General features: G+C 71.6%; 18 protein-coding genes. 14 read left to right on the forward strand and 4 right to left on the reverse strand.

The genetic code is table 11. The features are described 5' to 3' along the window. Positions 1-293: 293 nt before the first annotated feature. Positions 294-1745 carry an MFS transporter gene (locus UA75_RS17405; RefSeq protein ID WP_083690756.1) on the reverse strand — a complete coding sequence of 484 codons (1452 nt, stop codon included), beginning with the start codon at positions 1743-1745 and terminating at the stop codon, positions 294-296. Between the two features lie 204 nt (positions 1746-1949). Between UA75_RS17405 and UA75_RS17410 the strand changes: the two genes are divergently transcribed. From UA75_RS17410 to UA75_RS35190, 6 genes are all read left to right on the forward strand, one after another. Beyond that, complete coding sequence (locus UA75_RS17410; protein ID WP_075741141.1) at positions 1950-2837, forward strand: helix-turn-helix domain-containing protein; 888 nt, start codon at positions 1950-1952, stop codon at positions 2835-2837. A gap of 540 nt (positions 2838-3377) precedes the next feature. Further along, positions 3378-3758, forward strand: a complete 381-nt coding sequence (locus UA75_RS17415; protein WP_075743911.1) for a YchJ family protein — start codon at positions 3378-3380, stop codon at positions 3756-3758. A 430-nt stretch (positions 3759-4188) separates the two neighbouring features. Continuing rightward, positions 4189-5115: an ATP-binding cassette domain-containing protein gene (locus tag UA75_RS17420; RefSeq protein ID WP_198042749.1), complete on the forward strand. Its 927-nt coding sequence runs from the start codon at positions 4189-4191 to the stop codon at positions 5113-5115. Next, positions 5112-6728 carry a hypothetical protein gene (locus UA75_RS17425; RefSeq protein WP_075741142.1) on the forward strand — a complete coding sequence of 539 codons (1617 nt, stop codon included), beginning with the start codon at positions 5112-5114 and terminating at the stop codon, positions 6726-6728. The genes UA75_RS17420 and UA75_RS17425 overlap by 4 nt, the downstream gene beginning before the upstream one ends. Continuing rightward, entirely contained in the window at positions 6725-7288 is a 564-nt protein-coding gene (locus UA75_RS17430) for a GbsR/MarR family transcriptional regulator (RefSeq protein WP_083683278.1), read from the forward strand. Before UA75_RS17425 ends, UA75_RS17430 begins: the two co-directional genes overlap by 4 nt. A 9-nt stretch (positions 7289-7297) precedes the next feature. Next, positions 7298-7528 carry a hypothetical protein gene (locus UA75_RS35190; RefSeq protein WP_157434261.1) on the forward strand — a complete coding sequence of 77 codons (231 nt, stop codon included), beginning with the start codon at positions 7298-7300 and terminating at the stop codon, positions 7526-7528. A gap of 150 nt (positions 7529-7678) precedes the next feature. On the opposite strand, the gene UA75_RS17440 is transcribed toward UA75_RS35190, so the two are convergent. The 3 genes from UA75_RS17440 to UA75_RS17450 form a co-directional block, all read right to left on the reverse strand. Beyond that, complete coding sequence (locus UA75_RS17440) at positions 7679-8248, reverse strand: methyltransferase (RefSeq protein WP_198042750.1); 570 nt, start codon at positions 8246-8248, stop codon at positions 7679-7681. Between the two features lie 78 nt (positions 8249-8326). Continuing rightward, positions 8327-10339 carry a heavy metal translocating P-type ATPase gene (locus tag UA75_RS17445; protein ID WP_083684075.1) on the reverse strand — a complete coding sequence of 671 codons (2013 nt, stop codon included), beginning with the start codon at positions 10337-10339 and terminating at the stop codon, positions 8327-8329. Next, positions 10332-10748, reverse strand: a complete 417-nt coding sequence (locus UA75_RS17450; RefSeq protein ID WP_075741144.1) for an ArsR/SmtB family transcription factor — start codon at positions 10746-10748, stop codon at positions 10332-10334. Before UA75_RS17450 ends, UA75_RS17445 begins: the two co-directional genes overlap by 8 nt. Before the next feature lie 65 nt (positions 10749-10813). On the opposite strand from UA75_RS17450, the gene UA75_RS17455 reads away from it, so the two are divergent. From UA75_RS17455 to UA75_RS17490, 8 genes are all read left to right on the forward strand, one after another. Then, complete coding sequence (locus UA75_RS17455; protein WP_075741145.1) at positions 10814-11047, forward strand: hypothetical protein; 234 nt, start codon at positions 10814-10816, stop codon at positions 11045-11047. Positions 11048-11498: 451 nt separating this feature from the next. Continuing rightward, positions 11499-12062, forward strand: coding sequence for a putative immunity protein (locus UA75_RS17460; RefSeq protein ID WP_075741146.1), 564 nt, complete (start codon positions 11499-11501; stop codon positions 12060-12062). Positions 12063-12301: 239 nt separating this feature from the next. Then, a complete protein-coding gene (locus UA75_RS17465) occupies positions 12302-13369 on the forward strand; it encodes a LacI family DNA-binding transcriptional regulator (protein ID WP_075741147.1) in 1068 nt (355 codons plus the stop codon). Between the two features lie 41 nt (positions 13370-13410). After that, entirely contained in the window at positions 13411-15039 is a 1629-nt protein-coding gene (locus tag UA75_RS17470) for an FAD-dependent oxidoreductase (protein WP_075741148.1), read from the forward strand. Positions 15040-15122: 83 nt separating this feature from the next. Beyond that, positions 15123-17252: a hydantoinase/oxoprolinase family protein gene (locus UA75_RS17475; RefSeq protein WP_075741149.1), complete on the forward strand. Its 2130-nt coding sequence runs from the start codon at positions 15123-15125 to the stop codon at positions 17250-17252. Next, complete coding sequence (locus UA75_RS17480; protein WP_232237296.1) at positions 17249-17947, forward strand: hypothetical protein; 699 nt, start codon at positions 17249-17251, stop codon at positions 17945-17947. Before UA75_RS17475 ends, UA75_RS17480 begins: the two co-directional genes overlap by 4 nt. A 9-nt stretch (positions 17948-17956) precedes the next feature. Continuing rightward, complete coding sequence (locus UA75_RS17485) at positions 17957-19258, forward strand: TRAP transporter large permease subunit (RefSeq protein WP_075741150.1); 1302 nt, start codon at positions 17957-17959, stop codon at positions 19256-19258. A 30-nt stretch (positions 19259-19288) separates the two neighbouring features. Further along, complete coding sequence (locus UA75_RS17490; RefSeq protein WP_075741151.1) at positions 19289-20278, forward strand: twin-arginine translocation signal domain-containing protein; 990 nt, start codon at positions 19289-19291, stop codon at positions 20276-20278. Positions 20279-20402 lie beyond the last annotated feature (124 nt).

A 20402-nucleotide genomic window follows, 5' to 3' on the forward strand; every position in this document is an offset into this window, starting at 1 on the left:
TGCCTGCGACGCCTTCAGACCGGGCCGGTGTCAGCGGGGTCCGGCGAGCACATCCTCGTGGTCGGTGAATCGGAACTTCACGCGTGTCCTGTTGGGCGCGCGGAGCACGGCCTCGACCGCCACTGACGATCAGGCCGCGCCCGCGTCGTCCGAATCTCGTCGACGCGATCACCAAGCCGGTGGGGATCCCGCGCGCTCCGCGCGTGACACACATGCCGGCGTTCCAGCCGGCCTGCACCGGACTCGGCTCGTCGCACGCCGCAAATCAACAGCAAGACCAGCGCCTACCGGGATCAGGTGGCGGCGACCGCCTCCGACGAGTTGTCGTCCCTCGGCTGGTTCCGGTGTTCCTCGCGGGCCCTCGACTCCGGCTTACGCAGGAACAGCGCCGCTGCGGCCGCTCCGGCGAAGGTCACCAGCGCCCCGACGAGCAGGCCCGCCCGCAGGCCGACCAGCGCGCCTGCCTCCGCCGTCACGCCCTCGGTGATGGTCGCCGACGCGACCACCGCGGCCAGCACGGCGACGCCGACCGCGCTGCCGACATGCTGTGCCGTCTGGGCGAGCCCGCCTGCGAGGCCCTGATCCGCGTTGGACACGCCCGAGGTCATGGTGCCGATGAACGACACCACCGCGAGCACGTGCCCGAAGCCGAGCGCCGAGGTCGTGAGCAACAGCAGGGTCAGGTTGTCCTCCTGCGGCAGCAGCAGCATCGCCGCAGTGCCGATCCCCTGCACCAGCAGGCCGATGACGAGAGTCCTCGGCGTGCCGATCGCGGCGATGAACCTCGCGGCCAGCGCCCCCGCCACGATGGCGGCGACACCCTCGGCGAGGAAGCCCGCGCCGGTCGCCAGCGGACTCCACAAGAGCACATCCTGCATGTAGAGGCTCAACAGGACCGTGGTGCCGCCGCACATGCCGAAGGTGACGAAGCCGGTCAGGCCGCCCCATGTCACCGAACGACGCCGGAGGATCGACAAGGGTGCGAGCGGAGCCTTGGTCCTGCCCTCGACGTAGCGGAACGCGCCCAACAGGAGCACCGCGGCGAGCAGCAACGACAGGGCGAGCGGGTCCGTCCAACCGGTGGTGCCGACCGTGGAGATCCCGTAGACCAACGCGAGCAGACCGCTGGTGGCCAGCAGCGCGCCGGGGACGTCGAGCCGGGCGGAACGTCGTTCCTCGTGTCGGGGCAGGAGGGTCACCGCGCCGAGGAGCACGACGGCGCCCATGATGACCAGGATCAACATCGTCCAACGCCAGCTCAGCCCGCTGGTGACGACCCCGCCGCCGATGGTGCCCGCGACGAAGCCGAATGAGAGCAGCGCACCGCTGACGCCGAGGGCCTTGTCCCGGCGAGGCCCCTCCGGGAACAGCGAGGTGAGCAGCGCGAGCGCGGTGGCGCCGACCATCGCCGAGCCGACGCCCTGCCCCGCCCTGGCCGCGATCAGCACCCACGGCACCGAGGCCAGCCCCGCGACCAGCGAGAACACGGTCACGATCACCATGCCCACGATGAACAACCGCCTACGGCCGAACAGGTCGGAGAGCCTGCCGAACAACAGCAGCAGTCCTGCGGCGGGCAGGATGAACGCGGTCACGACCCACTGCAGTGCGCCAGGACCGCCGAAGCCCAGGCTACGGTCGATGGCGGGCAGTGCGACCGTGACGATGGAGAAGTCGAGCGCGATCATGAACTGGGCGGCGCACACGGTAATCAACGTGAGCGCGCCTCGGATACCGAATCCCATCGGGATCGCACTCCCCGAAGGTGGAGTTCCAGAGACCGTCGTCCTGGCCATGCCTGCCGTCGCCTTCCGCCGAGCCGCTTCGTTCTCACGGCAATCCTGATCGGCGGCGAACCGGTTACCCAGCCCTCTGGTTGAGGTAGGAACCCTGTTGGTACCACCCGGAGTGTCAGTCTCGATTCGGTTCGGTGCGCGAAAATTCCTGATATGAACCGGCTCAGCGACCTCGGTGACTTCCTCCGCACCAGACGCGCACAGTTGCGACCCGAGCAGCTCGACCTGGTGGACTACGGTGGCCGTCGCCGGGTCCCGGGCCTGCGCCGAGAAGAACTGGCCCAGCTCGCCGGTATCAGCGTCAGCTACTACATCCGGTTGGAGCAGGGGCACGACGTCAACGCCTCCGACTCGGTGCTGGACGCGCTGGCGAGCGCACTGCGACTCACTCCGGAGGAGCACACTCACCTGTACAGCCTCACCCGTGCCGAACCGCGCCCCCGTGCTCGGGCCACGCCGGAACGGGTGCGCGAGAGCATCAGAGTCGTCGTCGACTCCCTGGAGCACCTGCCCGCGCTGGTCCTCGGTCGGTTCGGTGACGTGCTCGTCTGGAATCGGCTCGCCCACTCGCTCCTCGCCGGGCATCTCCCCTTCGATTCGGTCCGCCGCGCAGCCGATCGACCGAACTGGCCTCGGATGCTCTTCCTCGACCCGCAGGTCCGGGAGCTGTTCTGCGACTGGGAGGCGAAGTCGCGCGACACCGTCGCGGATCTGAGAATGATCGCGGGCAGCCATGCCGATGCCGCGAGGCTCGCCGAACTCGTCGGCGAGCTGTCGAGGAAGAGCAGCGAGTTCCGCGCTCTCTGGTCGGCGCACTCGGTACGACGGTGCGCATTTCACGACCGGCGCTTCCACCATCCGGTCGTCGGAGAACTGACCCTCACCGACGAGCTGATGACGCTGCCCGACGACGACGGTCAGCGCCTCATCCTGTTCCACGCCCGGCCCGGTTCCTCCTCGGCAGCCGCGCTGACTCTGCTCGCGGAGCTCTCGATGAAGGGAGTCGAGCGACTGCCACCGCAGGAGGCCGACCACCGGTGATCGGGTGTCACCGGCCGCAGACCGAGGAGTCGTCGACAGATCGACGGCCCGACCTGTCGGCGCCTGCGCCGGAGCGTCGGTCTGCTCGTCGCAGGGCGGGCAGCCACCACGCTGCGCCGTGGCATGGCGCCCATGGACGGTGCCCCTCCGCCGAGAATCCCGGTTTCGATCATCTACTGCACCGGGTGCCCGATGTGGAATCGGCGGCGAGTCGGTACCGCGCGGCGGGCTTCCCGCCCCCTTTCAGTCGGCGGTGGACGGGCCGGGGCGCCTCGCACGACGGATGTGCTCCCAGCAGATACCGTGCCGTCGCGGCACCCCGGAGCCCCGGATCGGGAAAGGCGATCTCGGTCTTCGGCGTAGGTCGACCGCCGTTCAAAGCACCGCGACACCTTCGGGGTTCTCCTCACTCGAGGAATGAGCGGGGGTCTGCCCTTCTTCCACCGATCCCGAGACACCGGAGTTCCTCCGAACACGTGGCACGGTGAGCGGGGCGAGCGTCTCGGGTGGCGGCGCGGTTGAGAGACTGCGGCGGTGAGTGTGATTCGGGCATGCCCGTGCGGGCTCGGCGAGCCGTTCGCCGACTGTTGCGCGCTGCTGCACGCGGGCAGCCGTCGAGCGGCCACGGCCGAGCAGCTCATGCGCTCGCGATACTCGGCCTTCGCCGTCGGCGACACCGCCTACCTGCTGCGGACCTGGCATTCCTCGCGCCGTCCGACCGAGCTCAGTCTCGATCCCGAGCAACGCTGGATTCGCCTCGACATCCTCGGCCGCACCGGCGGCGGACCGTTCGACAGCGAAGGGACCGTACGTTTCCGGGCGCACTACCGGCTGCCCGGGCACGCGGGGTCGCTCACCGAGAACAGCCGCTTCCGGCGCACCGACGGCTCCTGGTTCTACGTCGACGGCGATCACGACTGATCACTCGCTCAGCCGCGACACGGACGCAGCCTGCGCATCCCCCGGGCGCCTGATCGCATCGTAGGCACCCGGCCCGATCGCGTCGCCGCCACTCGCTTGTTCGCGACGATGGCCCCCTCATCGCGGAACAGCACACTCCTTCGGCGAATCCGACCGGGGATCCGATTGATGGCACGCCCGACGGGAGAGCAGGCGATCACCCCTCGTGACGAACGCCTGCTCTTGTCTCTGCTGCCACGGTGAGGCTGTCTTGACTTGACCAGCCGGCGGATCTTGATTTACTTTCAATCAACACTGAAATAATGATCTCTAATGAGGGTTCGGGGCAGGGAGTCGCGAGCGGATCGCACCGCACCGCACCAGATGGTGCACCTGCGGATCTTTCTGCACTAGTTTCACGAATTAGTGAATCTAATGTAGATTGTGCGGCATGACCACAGTGGTGCGGGCCGAGGGCCTGCGGAAGTCGTTCGGCGCGTTCGCCGCGCTCGACGGGCTGGATCTGGCGGTGTCCGAAGGTGAGGTCCACGGTTTCCTCGGGCCGAACGGTGCGGGGAAGTCGACGACGATCCGGGTGCTCTTAGGCCTGTACCGGCCCAACGGCGGCGAGGTGCTGCTGTTCGGCGAGAGTCCGTGGCAGCGCCCGGCGGATCTGCACCGCCGACTGGCGTACGTGCCCGGCGACGTGAACCTGTGGCCGTCGTTGACCGGCGGCGAGGCGATCGACCTGCTCATCCGGCTGCGCGGCGCCTCGCCACAGGGGTCGCAGCGCGAGCGGCTGATCGAGGCGTTCGAGTTCGATCCGACCAAACGCATCCGGACCTACTCCAAGGGCAACCGGCAGAAGGTCGCGCTGATCGCGGCGTTCGCACTGCCTGCCGAGCTGTACATCCTGGACGAACCGACCTCGGGCCTGGACCCGCTGATGGCGCGACGCTTCCAGCGGGAGGTCGCCAGAGTCGCCGCCGAGGGCTCCTCAGTCCTGTTGTCCAGTCACATCCTGGCCGAGGTCGAGGAGGTCGCCGACCGCATCTCGATCATCCGCAACGGCAGGCGGGTGGAGACCGGGACGTTGCGGGAGCTGCGGCACCTGACCCGCACCGAGTACTCGATCCCCGCCACGCTGGCGCCAGAGCACGCCGAGCGGCTCGAACCGTTCACCCACGACTGGGCGGCGAGCGACGGCCGAACCACCTTCGCCGTCGAACCCGCCGACACGGGACACGTCCTTGCGCTCCTCGCCGAGGCGGGGGTGCCCGGTCTGACGGCTCAGCCGCCGTCTCTGGAAGAGCTGTTCCTGCGTCACTACAGCGACGACCACCGTGCCGACGGGAACTCCGGGGCAGGTCGGCGGTGACCGGATCGTTCGCACTGACCCTGGTCGCGCTGCGCCGAGATCGAGGTCAGCTGCTGCTGTGGGCGCTCGGTCTGCTGGTCGCAGCGCTGATCTGCGCAGTCAACATCGCGGGGGGATTCGGCGAGGAGTCGCAGCGTCTCGCCGCCCTGGCGGTGGCGGTCGACAGCCCCGCGCTGCTCATCGGGCGAGGGCTTCCGATGGGCACCTCCGAGGGCGCCTTCCTGTTCTACACCTACGGCGTCGTGTTCGCGACGGTCTTCGCGCTGTTCGCCACGGTCTTCGCCGTACGCCATGGGCGGACCGAGGAGGAGGACGGCACTCGGGAGCTAATGCGTGCCGCCGTCACCGGCCGACTGGCGAACGTGATCGCCGTCTTCGCCGCCGGAGCGATCGCGACCGCGGGCCTGGCCGCCGCGATGGTCGTGGGGCTCGTCGTCGGGGGCGGCGATCCGGTCGGATCGGTGTGGGCAGGCCTGACCTGCACGCTGGTCGGGGTGGTGTTCCTGGCCGCCGGGACGCTGTGCAGCCAGTTCGCGCCGACCTCGCGCGGCGCCATCGGTCTGGGCACTGCACTCATCCTGCTGTTCTTCGTCCTCCGAGTCGTCGCCGATGTCGCGGCCGACATCGACGCGCTGACCTTCGTCGGCACGCCCGTCGTCCTCGGCTGGCTCTCGCCGTTCAGCCTGGCAGGGATCGCCGATCCCTACGGATCCGTCGACCCTCGGCCGTTGCTCCTCCTCGCCTGCGCCGCGACTCTCGGTGCAGCGGGTGCCGTCGCGGTCGAACGCGGCCGGGAGTTCGGGGCGTCGCTCCTGCCCGCCCGGCCCGGCCCCGTGCACGCCGCGCCCAGCCTGCGCACCCCGCTGCGGCTCACCCTGCGTCTCCACCGAGGAACACTGCTCGCGATGATGTGCGCAGGCGCCGGAGTCGGAGCGTTCGCCGCCGTCCTGACCGTGTTCGCCGTCGCAGGCGACGAACAGAACGACGCCGTCGGTCAGACGATCCGCGAACTCGTCGGCCGGGACGGTCCGCTGTACGACCTGCTGCTCAGTTACGTCATGGTCCTGGTCGGCGAATGCGCCGCCATCGCGGGTGCCCTGGTCATCCTCCGCGCCCGGCGTGAGGAGGCGGCCGGGAACGTCGAACTGGTCCGAGGCACCGCCGCAGGACCCGGCCGCTGGTTCTCGTCCGTGCTCGCCGTGGGAGCGGGCTCGATCCTGCTCGTCCTGACGACCGCCTGGCTCGGGGCGACGACCGTCTACGTCGCGCAGGGCAGGAACGCCGAGGCGATCTGGCAGGTGCTCGCCGCGACCGTGGCACAGCTGCCCGCCACCGCCCTCTACCTCGGCGTCATCGCCATCACGTTCGCCGTCGTGCCCCGCCTCACCAGCGGGATCGCCTGGACTATCCTCGTGCTGGGCGTCGTCCTCGCCGAACTCGGCGGGCGACTCGGCCTTCCGGACTGGGCGATCGCGATCTCCCCATTCGTGCACACCCCACTGGTCACCACGGCAGATCCCGACTGGAGCGGCGCGGTCTGGATGACCGTCGTCGCGGTGGTGACCATCGCGCTCGCCGTCGTCGCCTACCGCAGGAGGGACCTCAGCCCATGACCCGACGCCGCGCAGCCGACCACGGCGCTGCTCGCCTCGACGGGGACGTCGTGGCGGATCGCGGGAACGAGGAGCTGCCGGACGAGGCCGCCCGACGCCACGCCGACCGGCTCGCCGGTCTGCTGGACGCGGCAGGCTTCCCGCGAATGCCCGCGCGGACCCTGATGGCGCTGTTGACCAGCCCGAGCGGCGAGCTGACCGCCGAGCAGATCAGCAAGACCCTCGACGTCAGCCCGGCGGCCGTGTCCGGTGCGATCCGCTATCTCCAGTCGACGCACCTCGTGCACACCGGGTCGCTGCGCGGGACCCGTCGCCGGGTCTACAGCCTCGCCCCGAACTGGTACACGGCCACGCTGACTCGATCCTCCATGTACGGGGAACTGCGCGAACTCGCCCGCGCGAGCCCGCCGTCGCTGCGTCCCGACACCGCCGCCGGGCAGCGCGTCGAGGAGATGGCCGACTTCTACGCCTTCCTCAACCGCAAGTTCCCCGAACTCCTCACCGAGTGGAACGAGCTTCGGGCACAGGGCGGCACGCACCGGGAACCGCCGGAGGCGTAGCACTCCCGCATGCTGCCGTCGACCATCCGCGCCCCGCACCTCGACATGCCGAGGTGCACTCGCCACGCAGGCAGCTCGTTCGGCGGCAATGCCGAGACGAATGCCACGTTCGACCTCGGCGCGTCCAGCAGGTGCCAGGTGACGACCAGCGGGGCGGGGCCGTCGGCGGCAGGCGGCAGGGCGGTGAACGGCACGCAGGCGGCGGTGCCGGTGATCGGTGAGTGCATCCCGTCACGGTAGGTCGACGGCGGCGAGGCGTCGCCGGTGATCGCCATCGGCGGAATCGACGCGGCGAGCGCCCGGGCTCGGCGGCACGGTGCGGCCGAGGATCACCGGGAGCGTCGGCGACGGGCCGAGTGCCCGCAGGCGCGGGGCGGTCCTCGTCCGTCCTCACGCGCAGCCGAGGGCTGCGGTGTCGGATCGACGTCCGACAGCGGGCAGTAATCGGCCGGTCCGGGTGGCGTAGGCCGGGTAGTCGGCCCCGTGGACGCGGTGGAGGCAGGGCTTCTCGACCACCCGTACCTGCACCTGGCCTCCGACGAGGAGGCAGAGCAGGGCGAGCAGCCGTGGCGAGGTGGGCACCATCGCGGTCAGGCCGACCGAGGCGACGATCATGCCGGTGAAGGCCGGGGTGCGGGCCGACAGGACGACGCCGTCAGTGACCAGGTCGGTGGTCTCGGACGGGTCGGCGCCGACTCGCCGGAAGCGCCTCATCGCCGCCTGCGCGGCGCGGACGCCGACGAAGCCCGTGACCGCCAGGAACCAGGCCGGGAATGGTCTGCCCGGTCGAGCTTCTGGCGGCCAGACGGCGCCGCCCGCGGCCGGCAGCGGGGCGAGGAGCAGCGCCGCCGCCATCGGCAGCCGGGGCCCACCAACCGGCGGAGGCGACAGCGGTCGGGAGAGGCGACGGCCGGTGTCGCCGGTGGCTCGGCGATGCCACCACGCACGGAGTCCGAACACCGTGGTGATTCCGAGCAGGTACCGGACGAAGAGACACCCCTGCGGTCATGCTCTACTCCGAGCCGGGGGTCGGTCGGGTCAACAGACGTCGCAGCACGGCGCTGCCGGTTGGGGGCGCCCGCCGTCGGACGAGGACGGTGGCGACGTCCCAGCCGGTGTCGCGACGCCGGGCAGGGCGACGATGCGCGCCGCTCGGACGGCGTTGAGGATGACCAGGACCTCGGCCAGTTCATGGATGAACACGACACTCGCCAGCCCGAGGACGCCGACGGCGCCGAGCGGGATGAGTACGGCGATGATCGCCAGGGAGAGTGCGACGTTCTGCAGCATGACGGCTCGGGCGTGGCGGGCATGGGCGAGTGTCTGGGGCAGGTGCCGGAGGTCCTCGCCCATCAGGGCGACGTCGGCGGTCTCGATGGCGACGTCGGTGCCCATAGCGCCCATGGCGATGCCGACGTCGGCGGTCGCCAGCGCCGGTGCGTCGTTGACGCCGTCGCCGACCATGGCGATCCGGCCGCCGCCCCGCAGGTCAGCCAGGAGACGGGCCTTGTCCTCGGGGAGCAGTTCGGCGTGCACGGTGTGGATGCCTGCCTGGGCGGCCAGCGCTGCGGCGGTGCGGGAGTTGTCGCCGCTGAGCATCGCGGTGTCGATGTTCATCCGGCGCAGCCGGTCGACGACCACGGGGACCTCGGCGCGCAGTTCGTCGCGGACGGCGATCACCCCGGCCAGGGTGCCGTCCCGTTCCAGAAGCACCACGGTGGCGCCGAGGGCCTGAAGTCGCTCGACCTCCTCGGCCGAGGAGCCCGCGTCGATCCAGCCGGGTCTGCCAAGCCGCAGTAGTCGCCCGTGACGGCGTCCCCGCAGGCCGTGGCCGGGGATCGCCGTGACGTCGTCGGCGGCGGAGACGTCCCCGGCGGCGGCGAGGATCGCGCGGGACAGGGGGTGTTCGCTGCGGATCTCCAGCGCCGCCGCCGCGGCGAGGACATCCGCCCTGCTGGTGTCCTGCTCGGTCGAGATCACGGCCACGACCTCGGGGGTGTTGCGGGTCAAGGTGCCGGTCTTGTCCAGTGCCACGGTGTCGACGCGGCCGAGTTCCTCCAGCGCCATGCCGCCCTTGATCAGCACACCGTGTCTTCCTGCCGCGCCGACGGCGGCGACCACAGTCAGCGGCACGGAGATCGCCAGCGCGCAGGGCGAGGCGGCGACGAGCACGACGAGGGCGCGTTCCAACCAGACCAGGGGGTCGCCGAGCAGCGCACCGCCCGCGGCGATGAGCAGCGCCAAGACCATGATCGCCGGGACTAGCGGCCGGGCGATGCGGTCGGCCAGGCGTTGGCCGCTGCCCTTGCGCTCCTGGGCCTCCTCGACGATGTGCACGATGCGGGCCAGCGAGGAGTCCGAGGTCCGCGCGGTGACGTCGACCTCGATCGCGCCGCCGCCGTTGATCGCCCCGGCATGCACGACGGCGCCGGGACCCGCTTCGACCGGCATCGACTCGCCGGTGATCGCCGAGAGGTCCAGGGTGGTGCGGCCGGTGCGGACCACGCCGTCGGTGGCCGCTCGCTCGCCGGGCCGCAGCAGCAGCCGATCCCCGACGACGAGGTCTCCCGGCGCCACCCGGCTCTCGGCACCGTCCCGGAGCACCGACGCCGTCGGGGGCACCAGGCCGAGCAGGGCGCGCAGGCTGCGACGGGTGCGAGCGATCGCGTAGTGCTCCAGCCCTTCGGCGACGGAGAAGAGCACGCCGAGCATGGCGGCCTCGGTGAGCTGTCCCAGGGCGACGGCGCCGACGGCGGCGATGGACATCAGCGTGCCGACTCCGACTCGGCGACGCAGCAGGTTGCGCAGGGCGCCGGGCACGAACGTCGCGGCACCCGCTATCGCCGAGGCCAGCGTCAGACCGGTGCCGATCGCCTCCGCGCCTGCGGCGGTCGCAGGCCAGGCTCCGGCGAGCAGCAGCGCGGCCACGGCCGCGAATCGCAGTTCGCGGACCTGCCATAACCGCTCCACCGCGTGCGGTCGACCCGGTTCCGTCTCGGAGGTCGTGCCGCCCGGCCGGTGTTCCCCCGAGCCGCAGCACTCGTCAGCCACGCCGTCCACCCTCGGTCGACGTCCCGGTCCCGATCGCGGCGCCGACGATCGGGGCGACGTGCTCCCCCAGGACCGCGGTGAGGAGGCGGCGACCTCGCCCGGTCAGGGAGTACATCACCAGCTTGCCGTCCCGCCGGGAGGACACCAGGGCGGCGATCTTGAGCTGCCGCAGGTGGTGGGAGACCAGGTTCTGCGCGTGCCCCACGATCCAGGCCACGTCGCAGACGCACAACTCGCCGCCGGCGGCCAGGGCCACGGCGATGGTCAGCCGGGTCGGGTCGCTCAACGCCCGCGCGGCCGCCGCAGCGGGCTCCACCGCAGACAGCGCGGGCAGGCCCGCCCTGATCTCCTCCGCATGCGGCAGATCAAGGCACAACAGGTCACAGGCGTCGTCACGATCAACGGTCACATCAATAAACTAACACTCGTTGATGTGTTAACCAGTAGTAGCGGTGCTCGTCTCATCGTGCGTGAGTGTCTGGCGGTCATCGGCGGGCCGATGACCGGACGTCGAGGCGATGCGGAGGGCGCGGGCGACCGCCGCCTGCTCCGGCGGCGAGCAGGCCTCGCGCGACCCGTCGCCGGGTTGCCCTCGTCGCGAACATCGCTCTCCTCCAGGGCTCGGTCTGCGGCTATGCCACGACCACGCCGGGCTTCGCGGCCGAGTACACCGTCATCTCCGCGCTCTACTGGCTGACGCTGTTCTGACCACCAGCGTCGGGCTTGACACTGCGCCTCGGCCCGAGTGTGCGGCGTGGATACGGGGCGCGCCCGGCACGTCGAGGCGGCCGAGGGCGCCGCCGCCTCGACGTGCGCGGCCGAATCGGCCTGGTTCGGCCGCGCGGGCGGTCCACAGGAGGTCGGACAGGGAGCCGCATGATCATCCGGTTCGTCTGGCGAGCGCGTCCCGGACACGGCGAGCGCCCTACGCACCCTGCCGCCCGCGTGAGCAGCGGCGGCGGACTGCGGCGGCTCCTCGCGGGTGTCCGGCGGGGCGGGTGCGGACGTCGGCACCGTGACGATCCCCGCCCCGCCAGGGCAGGTCGTCCTCGCGCCCGCAAGACGGCAGGGCAGGCATCGCCGTGAAGGTCTCGCCCTCGGGAACTGGTCAGATCGCCGAGAAGTCTCCACCGAAGCTTCAACGATACGGTCGAACACCATGACGACGGCAGGAGAGCACCCGACGATCGAACTCAGCCTGGCGGAACTGCGCGAGATCGCCGGTTATGCCGTGGCCTGTGCCGAACCCGCGATGGCGATCTTCGATCGCGCACGCCCGTCGGATCGGCGCTCACGGGCCGCCGTCGACGCTGCGCAGGCGTTCGCCGCCGGGGCGGCCCGCACGAAGGGAATCCGGGAGGCGGCGTGGGCGGCGCAGCGGGCGTTCGGGGCTGCCCGTGATGCCGGGCAGGCCGCGGCTGCCGAAGCTGCGCGCGCCGCCGTCGCCTCGGCCGGTGCGGCGTTCCTGCACCCCCTGGCGAGGGCGACCCAGGTCTGGCACCTCCTCGGATCGGCCGCCCACGCGGCTCGGGCATTCGAACTGGCGGCCTGCGACGACCCCGCCGTCGGCGCCGCGCACCTGGAACAGGCGCGGGTGCTGGCCCGTCCCGTCGTGGTGCGCGTCCTGCTCCGGTATCCGAACGCCCCCGGTGGTCGTGGCCGGACGGGAGAACTGCTGCGGAGTCTGGACGCGGCGCTGCGACAGCAGGCGGCCGGGGCCTGAGAGGCCGCCCCTCCGCACCATGAACCGGCTGGCCCGAGGTTCCGCTTCGGCCACTCGGCAGCGATCTCGAACCGTGATCGGGCGCCCGATCCACTTCGGGGATATTAGTCGGATATTAGTCAGTTGATTCTCTTGACGGTGCCGGCGCCCCGGCGACAAACTGCTGGCTAATCCGCATTAGTTACGTGAGAAAGCGGCTCGCAGCCCGCGACTAATGCGTATTAGTCGAGGAGTCGCGTATGGCCGAGAAACGACCGGTGAAAGCTCGCCGGGGGCGGCCGAGGCAGGCGGAGGTCGCCCGGCTCGCCGGGGTGTCGCAGACGACGGTGTCGCTGGTGATCGGCGGCAACAAGCAGGGCATCGTGCTGCATCCCGACACCCGCGCCCGCGTGCTGGAGGCGGCCAGGGCGTTGGGCTACGTGCCCGACCCGGCGGCTCGGCGACTGGCCGCCGCCCGCAACAACCTGTTGGGGGTCTTCAGCTTCACCGCCACGTTCCCGACCGCCGTGGAGCACTCGTACTACCCGTTCCTCGTCGGCATCGAGCAGGAGGCGGCCGCGCGCGGCTACGACATGGTGCTGTTCACCGGCTCCAGTTCCGGCGGCGCACAGGCAGGCGCGTCCGGCGCGCTGGAACGGGTACGACTCGCCGACGGATGTCTGTTCCTCGGCCGCCACATCCCCGCCGACGAGCTGCGCAGGCTGGTCGAGGACGGCTATCCGGCCGTGCACATCGGCCGCCGCGACGAACTCGACGGCCTGGCCTGGGTCGGCGCCGACTACGTGGACGCCAGCGCCGAGGTGGTCCGACACCTCGCCGGGCTCGGCCACCGCCGCATCGTGCTCGTCCGCGAGGACGACGACGCCCCCGCGTCCACCGACCGCGAGCGCGGCTTCCGCGAGGCGCTGGCCGCCGCCGGACTCCCCGACGCCGTTCCCGTGGCACGTGCCGCCGATCCGGTCGCGGAGATCACGCCGGACTGGCTCCGGGACCGGCACGCCGAGGGCGTCACCGCCTTCGTCGCGGAGGAGACCGACACCGGGGCGGCCTGGCGGGCGCTGCTGGCGGCCGTCGAGGGCGCGGGACTCGACGTCCCCGCCGACGTCTCGCTCGCGCTGCTCGGCTCCCCGCCCGCCGACTTCGCAGGCCGTCCCCTTCCCACCGGATTCGACGTTCCCCGTGCCGAACTCGGCGCGGCCGCCGTGCGGGCGCTCACCGCCCTGCTCACCACCGGCGAGACCGAGTCTCCCCTGGTGGCCTGCGCCTTCCGGCCGGGGAGCACGGCGGGCCCTGCGGCCGTCCAGTGACCAGCAGCCTTCACCAGAACGAGCAGAGGAGTACGCACCACATGCCCACCCCCATCGGCACTCCGACCGAGACCGACGTCCTCATCGTGGGCGGCGGACTAGGCGGCGTGGCCGCCGCCCTCGCCGTCTGTCGGGCCGGGCGCACCGCCGTCCTGACCGAGGAGACCGACTGGATCGGCGGCCAGCTCACCGCGCAGGCCGTGCCCCCGGACGAGCACCCCTGGGTGGAGCAGTTCGGCGTCACCGCCACCTATCGGGCGCTGCGCGAGTCGATCCGCGAGCACTACCGCCGCTGGTATCCGCTGCGCGCCGAGGCCCTCGACCTGCCGTACCTCAATCCGGGTGCGGGGCGGGTCAGCAAGCTCTGCCACGAGCCGAAGGTGGCGCTCGCCGTGCTGGAGGCGATGCTGGCACCGCACCGCGCCGCAGGCAGGCTCACCGTCCTCACCGAGCAGCGGCCCGTCGCCGCCGAGACCGACCACGACGCCGTCCGCGCCGTCACCGTCGCCGACGTCCGCGACGGCGCCCGGCACACCATCACGGCCGCCTACGTCATCGACGCCACCGAGACCGGCGAACTGCTCGAACTGGCAGGCGTCGAGCACGCCCTGGGCGCCGAGTCCCGCGCCGAGTACGACGAGCCGCACGCCCCCGAGGTCGCGGACCCGCTCAACCAGCAGGGCATCACCGTCTGCTTCGCCCTCTCCCATCACGAGGGCGCCGACCACACCATCGACCGGCCTGCGGGCTACGACTTCTGGCGTTCGTACCGCCCCGACTTCTGGCCCGGTCCGCTGCTCGGCTTCCTGGCCCCCGACCCGCGCACGCTCGCGCCGGTCGAACGCACTTTCGTGCCGAACCCGGACGTCGATCCGCTCGCCGTCACGGCCGATCAGAGCGCCGACGCGGGTGACAAGGAGCTGTGGGGCTTCCGCCGCATCATCGCCAGGGGGATGCACCGCCCCGGCGCCGTCGACTCGGACGTCACGCTCGTCAACTGGCCGCTCAACGACTACTGGCTCAAGCCGCTCGTCGGTGCGGGCGAGGAGACCTCCCGGCAGGCGCTGGCCGGGGCGAGGGAGTTGTCGCTGTCGGTCCTGTACTGGCTGCAGACCGAGGCGCCGCGCACCGACGGCGGCACCGGCTTCCCCGGGCTCCGGCTGCGTCCCGACATCACGGGCACCGCCGACGGCCTGGCCAAGTCCGCGTACGTCCGCGAGGCCCGCCGCATCAAGGCCGTCACCACCGTCACCGAGCATGACGTGGCCATCGACATCGTCGGCCCGTACGGCGGCACCCGGTACCGCGACTCCGTGGGCGTCGGCGGTTACCGCATCGACCTGCATCCCTCCACGGGCGGCGACGACTACATCGACGTCGGCTCCGTTCCGTTCGAGATCCCGCTCGGCGCGCTCGTGCCACGCCGGGTCCGCAACCTGCTGCCCGCAGGCAAGAACATCGGCACCACGCACATCACCAACGGCTGCTACCGCCTGCACCCGGTCGAGTGGAACGTCGGCGAGGTCGCCGGGGCGCTCGCCGCGCACTGCGTCACCGAGAACGTGCAGCCGCACCAGGTGCAGGAGCAGGACAAGAGGTTCGACGAGTTCGCCCGCGTGCTCGACCGGGCCGGGGTGCAGCGGCACTGGCCCGACGTTCGCGGCTACTAGGCAGGACGGCCCCACCGCACCCGTAGTCCCCCGACCCGCACCATCCGCTCGACCCGCGTACGACACAAGGAGGTGTCCATAACGTGGCTCCGCACCGCATCCGCGTCGGCATCGACGTGGGCGGAACCTTCACCGACGCCGTCGCGATCGACTCCGCCACGCTGGAGCTCGTCGCCCAGGTGAAGGTCCCGACCAGTCACCATCACGCCGACGGCGTCGCGCACGGCATCGTGGAGGCGCTGAACCGGCTGTTGACCGACGTCGGCCGCACGCCGGACGACGTCGCGTTCCTCGCCCACGGCACCACGCAGGCCACCAACGCCCTGTTGGAGGGCGATGTGGCGCCGGTCGGCCTGATCGGCATCGGCACCGGACTCGGCGCCGTGCCGACCAGACGCCTCGCCGGGCTCGCGAAGCTCGACCTCACGCCCGGCAGACGGTTCCCGCTGCACTACGCGCACGTGGCCGATCCCGGCGAGGCCGCGAACGTGCGCACCGCCGTCGAGCAGCTCGTCGCGGCGGGCGTCGAGGTGCTCGTGGCCAGCGAGCCGTTCAGCGTCGACCTGCCGGACGGCGAGGCCGCGGTGTTGGAGACGGCCCGTCCCTATGGGCTTCCGATGACCGCGGCGCACGAGATCACCTCGCTGTACGGGCTGCGCAAGCGCACCCGCACCGCCGTGGTCAACGCCGCGATCATGCCGAAGATGCTGGCCACCGCCGAACTGGTGGACGCGGGCATCACGGCGGCCGGGGTGCAGGCGCCGCTGATGGTGATGCGGTGCGACGGCGGCGTCATGTCGCTCACCGAGATGCGGCGACGACCGCTGCTGACCGTGCTGTCCGGGCCCGCGGCCGGGGTGGCCGGGGCATTGATGCAGGAACGGGTCAGCGAGGGCGTGTTCCTGGAGACCGGCGGCACGTCCACCGACATCAGCGTGATCCGCCGGGGCAAGGTCGCCGTCAAGCACGCCACCATCCTCGGCAAGACCTCGTACCTCTCCGCGTTGGACGTGCGCACGGTCGGCGTCGGCGGCGGCTCCCTGGTGCGGCTCGGCGACGGCCGGGTGCACGGCGTCGGGCCGCGCAGCGCGCACATCGCGGGCCTGCCGTACGCCTGCTACGCCGACCCGGCGGACCTGCGCGACGCGAAGCTCACCACCGTGAGCCCGCTGCCGGGCGATCCTGGCGACTACGCGGTCCTCGACGCCGCAGGCGGCCGCTTCGCCATCACCATGACCTGCGCGGCGAACGCGCTGGGCCGGGTCCCCGACGGCGACTTCGCCGCCTGCGACCCGGCGGCAGCCCTGGCGGCACTCGCGCCGCTCGCCCAGGCCCTCGGCACCGACGTCGCGGGCGCCGCGACGCGGGTGCTGGACGCGGGCGTGCGGCAGGTGCGCGAGGTGGTGGACGAGATGATCGGCGACTACCGCCTCGACCGCGACACCGTCGTCCTGGTCGGCGGCGGGGGCGGGGCGGCGGCCGTGACCCCGCATCTGGCCGCCACGACCGGCCTCTCGGGTCGGATCGCCGCGCACAACGAGGTCATCAGCCCGATCGGCGTGGCGCTCGCCTTAGTACGGGAACAGGTCGAGCGGATCATCCCCGGCGCCACCCAGGAGCAGATCCTCGGCGTACGGGGCGAGGCGGAGGCCGCCGTCGTGGCGCAGGGCGCCGCGCCTGCGGCGGTGGAGGTCGAGGTCACGGTCGACCCGCAGACCAACACGGTCCGGGCGGTCGCGACCGGCGCGACCGAGCTGCGCACTCAGGACCGGGCCCACCGCGCCGATGACGCCGAGCGGCTCTCGGCGGCGGCGACCAGCCTCAAAGTCGATCCGTCCACTGTGGAGGTCTTGGCTGGCACGTCCGCGCACACCGTCTACGGCACCACCCACCGTCGCCGTTTCCGCAGGGCTCGCCGCCCTGTCCGCGTGATCGACGCCGACGGCGTGGTGCGGCTCCACGCCGCCGACGCGCACGTCGCGACGACCACGGTCGGCGAGGCGCCGGAGCTGCTGAATCGTCTGATCCACGAGTCCACCTCGTACGGTGACGGCGGCGTCCGCGCTCCGGCGTTGCGCCTGCTGCTCGGCTCTCGGATCGCGGACCTGTCCGGGGTGCTCGACGCGGAGTCGCTGCTGGCGCTGGCCCGCAGCGAGCTGCGCTCCCGCGCGGCCGACGAACCGGTGATCGCGGTGCTGGAGGCCCGGTCATGACCGGGCCGAGACCGGCGCGCACTGCCCTCGCCCAAGCGGGGGCGTCTCTCGACCGGCTCACCGAGGGCAGGCGCGAGATGCTGCGCGCCGAGTGCGCGCGGTCGGCGGAGACGGACGACGCGGAGTTCGGCCGCAGACTGCTGGCGGACTCCCCGACGCACGAGGGCCGCGACCCGGCGCTGCTGCACCGTTGGGCGACGACGGCGACGGAGTTCGGCACGGGGCTCGCCGAAGGGGACCGCGACGGCGAGACGGTGCGCGACCGCAGGCGACACCAGGAGCCGCTCGTCGTCGAGTGCACGGGCGGAATCGAACGACTCCTGCTCGCCCGCTACGTGTCGCGGCCCGTCCCGGCCGTCGAGCTGTTCACCGACACCCTCGCGCTGGGCGAACAACTCGTCGAGATGCTCGGGTGGCGCGAGTGGTACGCCCCCGGGGCGCTCCGCGCGGCGGCGCTGGCGCATGAGGAGGCGCATCGGCTCCTGCACGAGGACGCCGGTCTGCGCCGGGCGCTGCGCGACCGGCTCGGGCACACCGTCCTGCGTCTCGGTCGGCTTCGGGTCGCCGGGCACGTCGTAGGCGCCGACGAACTCGTCGCGCACGGCTACGCCGCCGCCCGCTGCGGTCTCGGCCGCAGCCCGCTTCTACTCACCGTCGCGCTCGCAGGCGCGGTACGGGCCCTCGGAGAGGACTGAGAAACCGCCATGGGGATCATCATCATCCTGCTCATGCTGGCGGCCGTCGGCCTGATGCTCACGCGCAAGCTGCCCACGGCCGTCACCCTGGTCCTGCTGGCCGTGGCCGTGGCCGCCGTGGTCGGCGCTCCGATCGTCGGCGAGAACAGCATCGTGGACACGGTCCTCCAGGAGGGCGCGGTGGCGCAGGCCGCCACCATGATCGCCGTGCTCATCGGCTCCTGGATGGGCAAGCTGATGCAGGAGACCGGCATCGCCAGCACCCTCGTCCGCAAGATCGTCGAGTTCGGGGGTGACCGGCCCACCGTGGTGGCGCTCGGCGTGCTCCTGGTCTCCGCGCTCATCGGCACCGTCACCGGCTCCGCACCCGCCGCGATGATGGCGGGCATCATCGGCATTCCCGCGATGGTCGCGGTCGGTGTCCCGAAGGCCACCGCCGCAGGGACCATCCTGATGGGAATCGCCGCAGGCATGCCGTTCGAGCTGCCGATCTGGCAGTTCTTCTCCACGACGCTGGACCTGCCGGTGGAGACCGTGCGCGGGTTCATGCTGCGGCTGTTCCCCTTCGCCGCCGTGTTCGCCGTGCTCTTCGTCCTCATCGAGAACCGCCGCAGGGGCGTCGAGCACGCCTGGTCCCTGGCGAACCCGGCCGCGCGTTCGACAGGCGGCGGCGACCGACGGCGCAACCGGGCCCGGCAGATGGGCGACGCGCCGTGGTACGCGCTGCTCGCCCCGCTCGTGCCGCTGGTGCTCGCGCTGGGCTTCGAGCTGGCGATCATCCCGTCGATGCTCGCGGGCGTGCTGTACGCGCTGGTGACCACGACCCGGCCGAGGGAGATGAACAAGCGGCTCCTGCGCACGCTGTACGGCGGCTTCGAGATCGCCGCCCCGCCCATCGTGCTGTTCATCGCGATCGGCATCCTGCTCTCCGCAGTGCGGCTGCCCGGCGCGGTCGAGGCGCTCAACCCGCTCGTCACGGCGGTCAGCCCGGCGAATCCGATCGTCTTCGTGGTGGTCTTCACGGTGTTGACTCCGCTGTGCCTCTACCGAGGCCCGCTGAACGTCTACGGGCTCGGCGCCGGCATCGCCGGAGTGCTCATCTCCGCAGGCATCTACCCGGCCGCCGCCGTGCTGGGCCTGACCGCCTCGTACAACCAGGTCTTCGGTGTCGCCGACCCGACGAGCACTCAGACCGTGTGGGCGGCGCAGTACTCCGGCGTCAGCCCGCAACAGGTGATGCTGCGCACGCTGCCGTACGTGTGGTGCGTCGCCCTCGCCGGTCTGATCGTCACTGCCGTCACCGAGCTGTAGGACATCGTCGTCCGAGAAGAGGAGCCGCAGATGACCGTCAACCGTCGTCGCTTCCTGCAGGCCGCCACCACCGGGGCCACCGTGCTCGCCGCAGGCACACTCGGCGCCCCACCCGCACTGGCCGCACCCGGCGGCTTCCCCGACTACCGCTACGTCCGCACGCTGCTCCGCCCGGACCAGCTCGGGTACGACCCGACCGGCGAGATCATCTTCCCCTGTGTGCGGGGCGTGTACGACCGGCTCAGCTCGCCGATCGGCCGCTACTACCTCTACTACGCCCCGCACAACGACCCCGGCGGCATCTGCCTGGCCTACGGCGACTCGCTGGAAGGGCCGTTCACCGAGTACCCGGGCAACCCGATCGTCGCCAACCGGTGGGACCCGCACTACAGCGTGCCCCATGTGTCGTCCCCGCACGTCATGTGGCACGCCGGACAGCGTGAGATGTGGCTGTACTTCCACGGCGACAACCGGACCACCCGACTGGCCCGCTCCGCCGACGGCATCCACTTCACCTACGACAAGATCGTGCTGTCGACCTCGATGCTGCCCGCAGGCGCCACCGAGGCCTCCTACGCCAGGGTCTTCCCGTACAACCTGCCGTCTCGTGGCGCCCGCTACGTCATGGTCTTCATGCGCAACACCACCGCGGACCGCCGCAACATCAGCTGGGGCTGGTCGGCGGACGGGCGGAACTGGCAGTTCGATCCGACGCCGCTGGTCGAGCCGCAGGCCGTCGGCGCCGTCAACCTCTCCGGGCCGCATCTGCTGGAGCGGAACGGGAACGCGTACGTCGTCTACCACACCGACAAGGGCAGCGGCGGCAACATCCTCATCACCGAGGTCGGCGCCGACTTCTCGCGCCGTCGTCATCTCGGCGTCTTCTACGACTCGCGGTCGGCAGCCCCGGAGAGCGGTCGAGCCGCGGCACCGTGCTTCGGCACCGACCGAGGCGTGCCGTACATGATCTACGAGGCGGGTGAACGGCTGGGCGGCGTCATCGCCATGGCGCGGGGCTGAGCCGACGGTGCCGGTCGTCGCAGGCGTGTTCGTGACGACGATTGAGACCTCGCCCCGGAGAGATCGGTCCGGTGGCGGCGCCTCGCCGGGGACGCCGCAACGGTCCTTCACGGCGTCGCCGACG

The organism is Actinoalloteichus sp. GBA129-24, from assembly GCF_001941645.1.
Classification (GTDB): Bacteria; Actinomycetota; Actinomycetes; order Mycobacteriales; family Pseudonocardiaceae; genus Actinoalloteichus_A; species Actinoalloteichus_A fjordicus.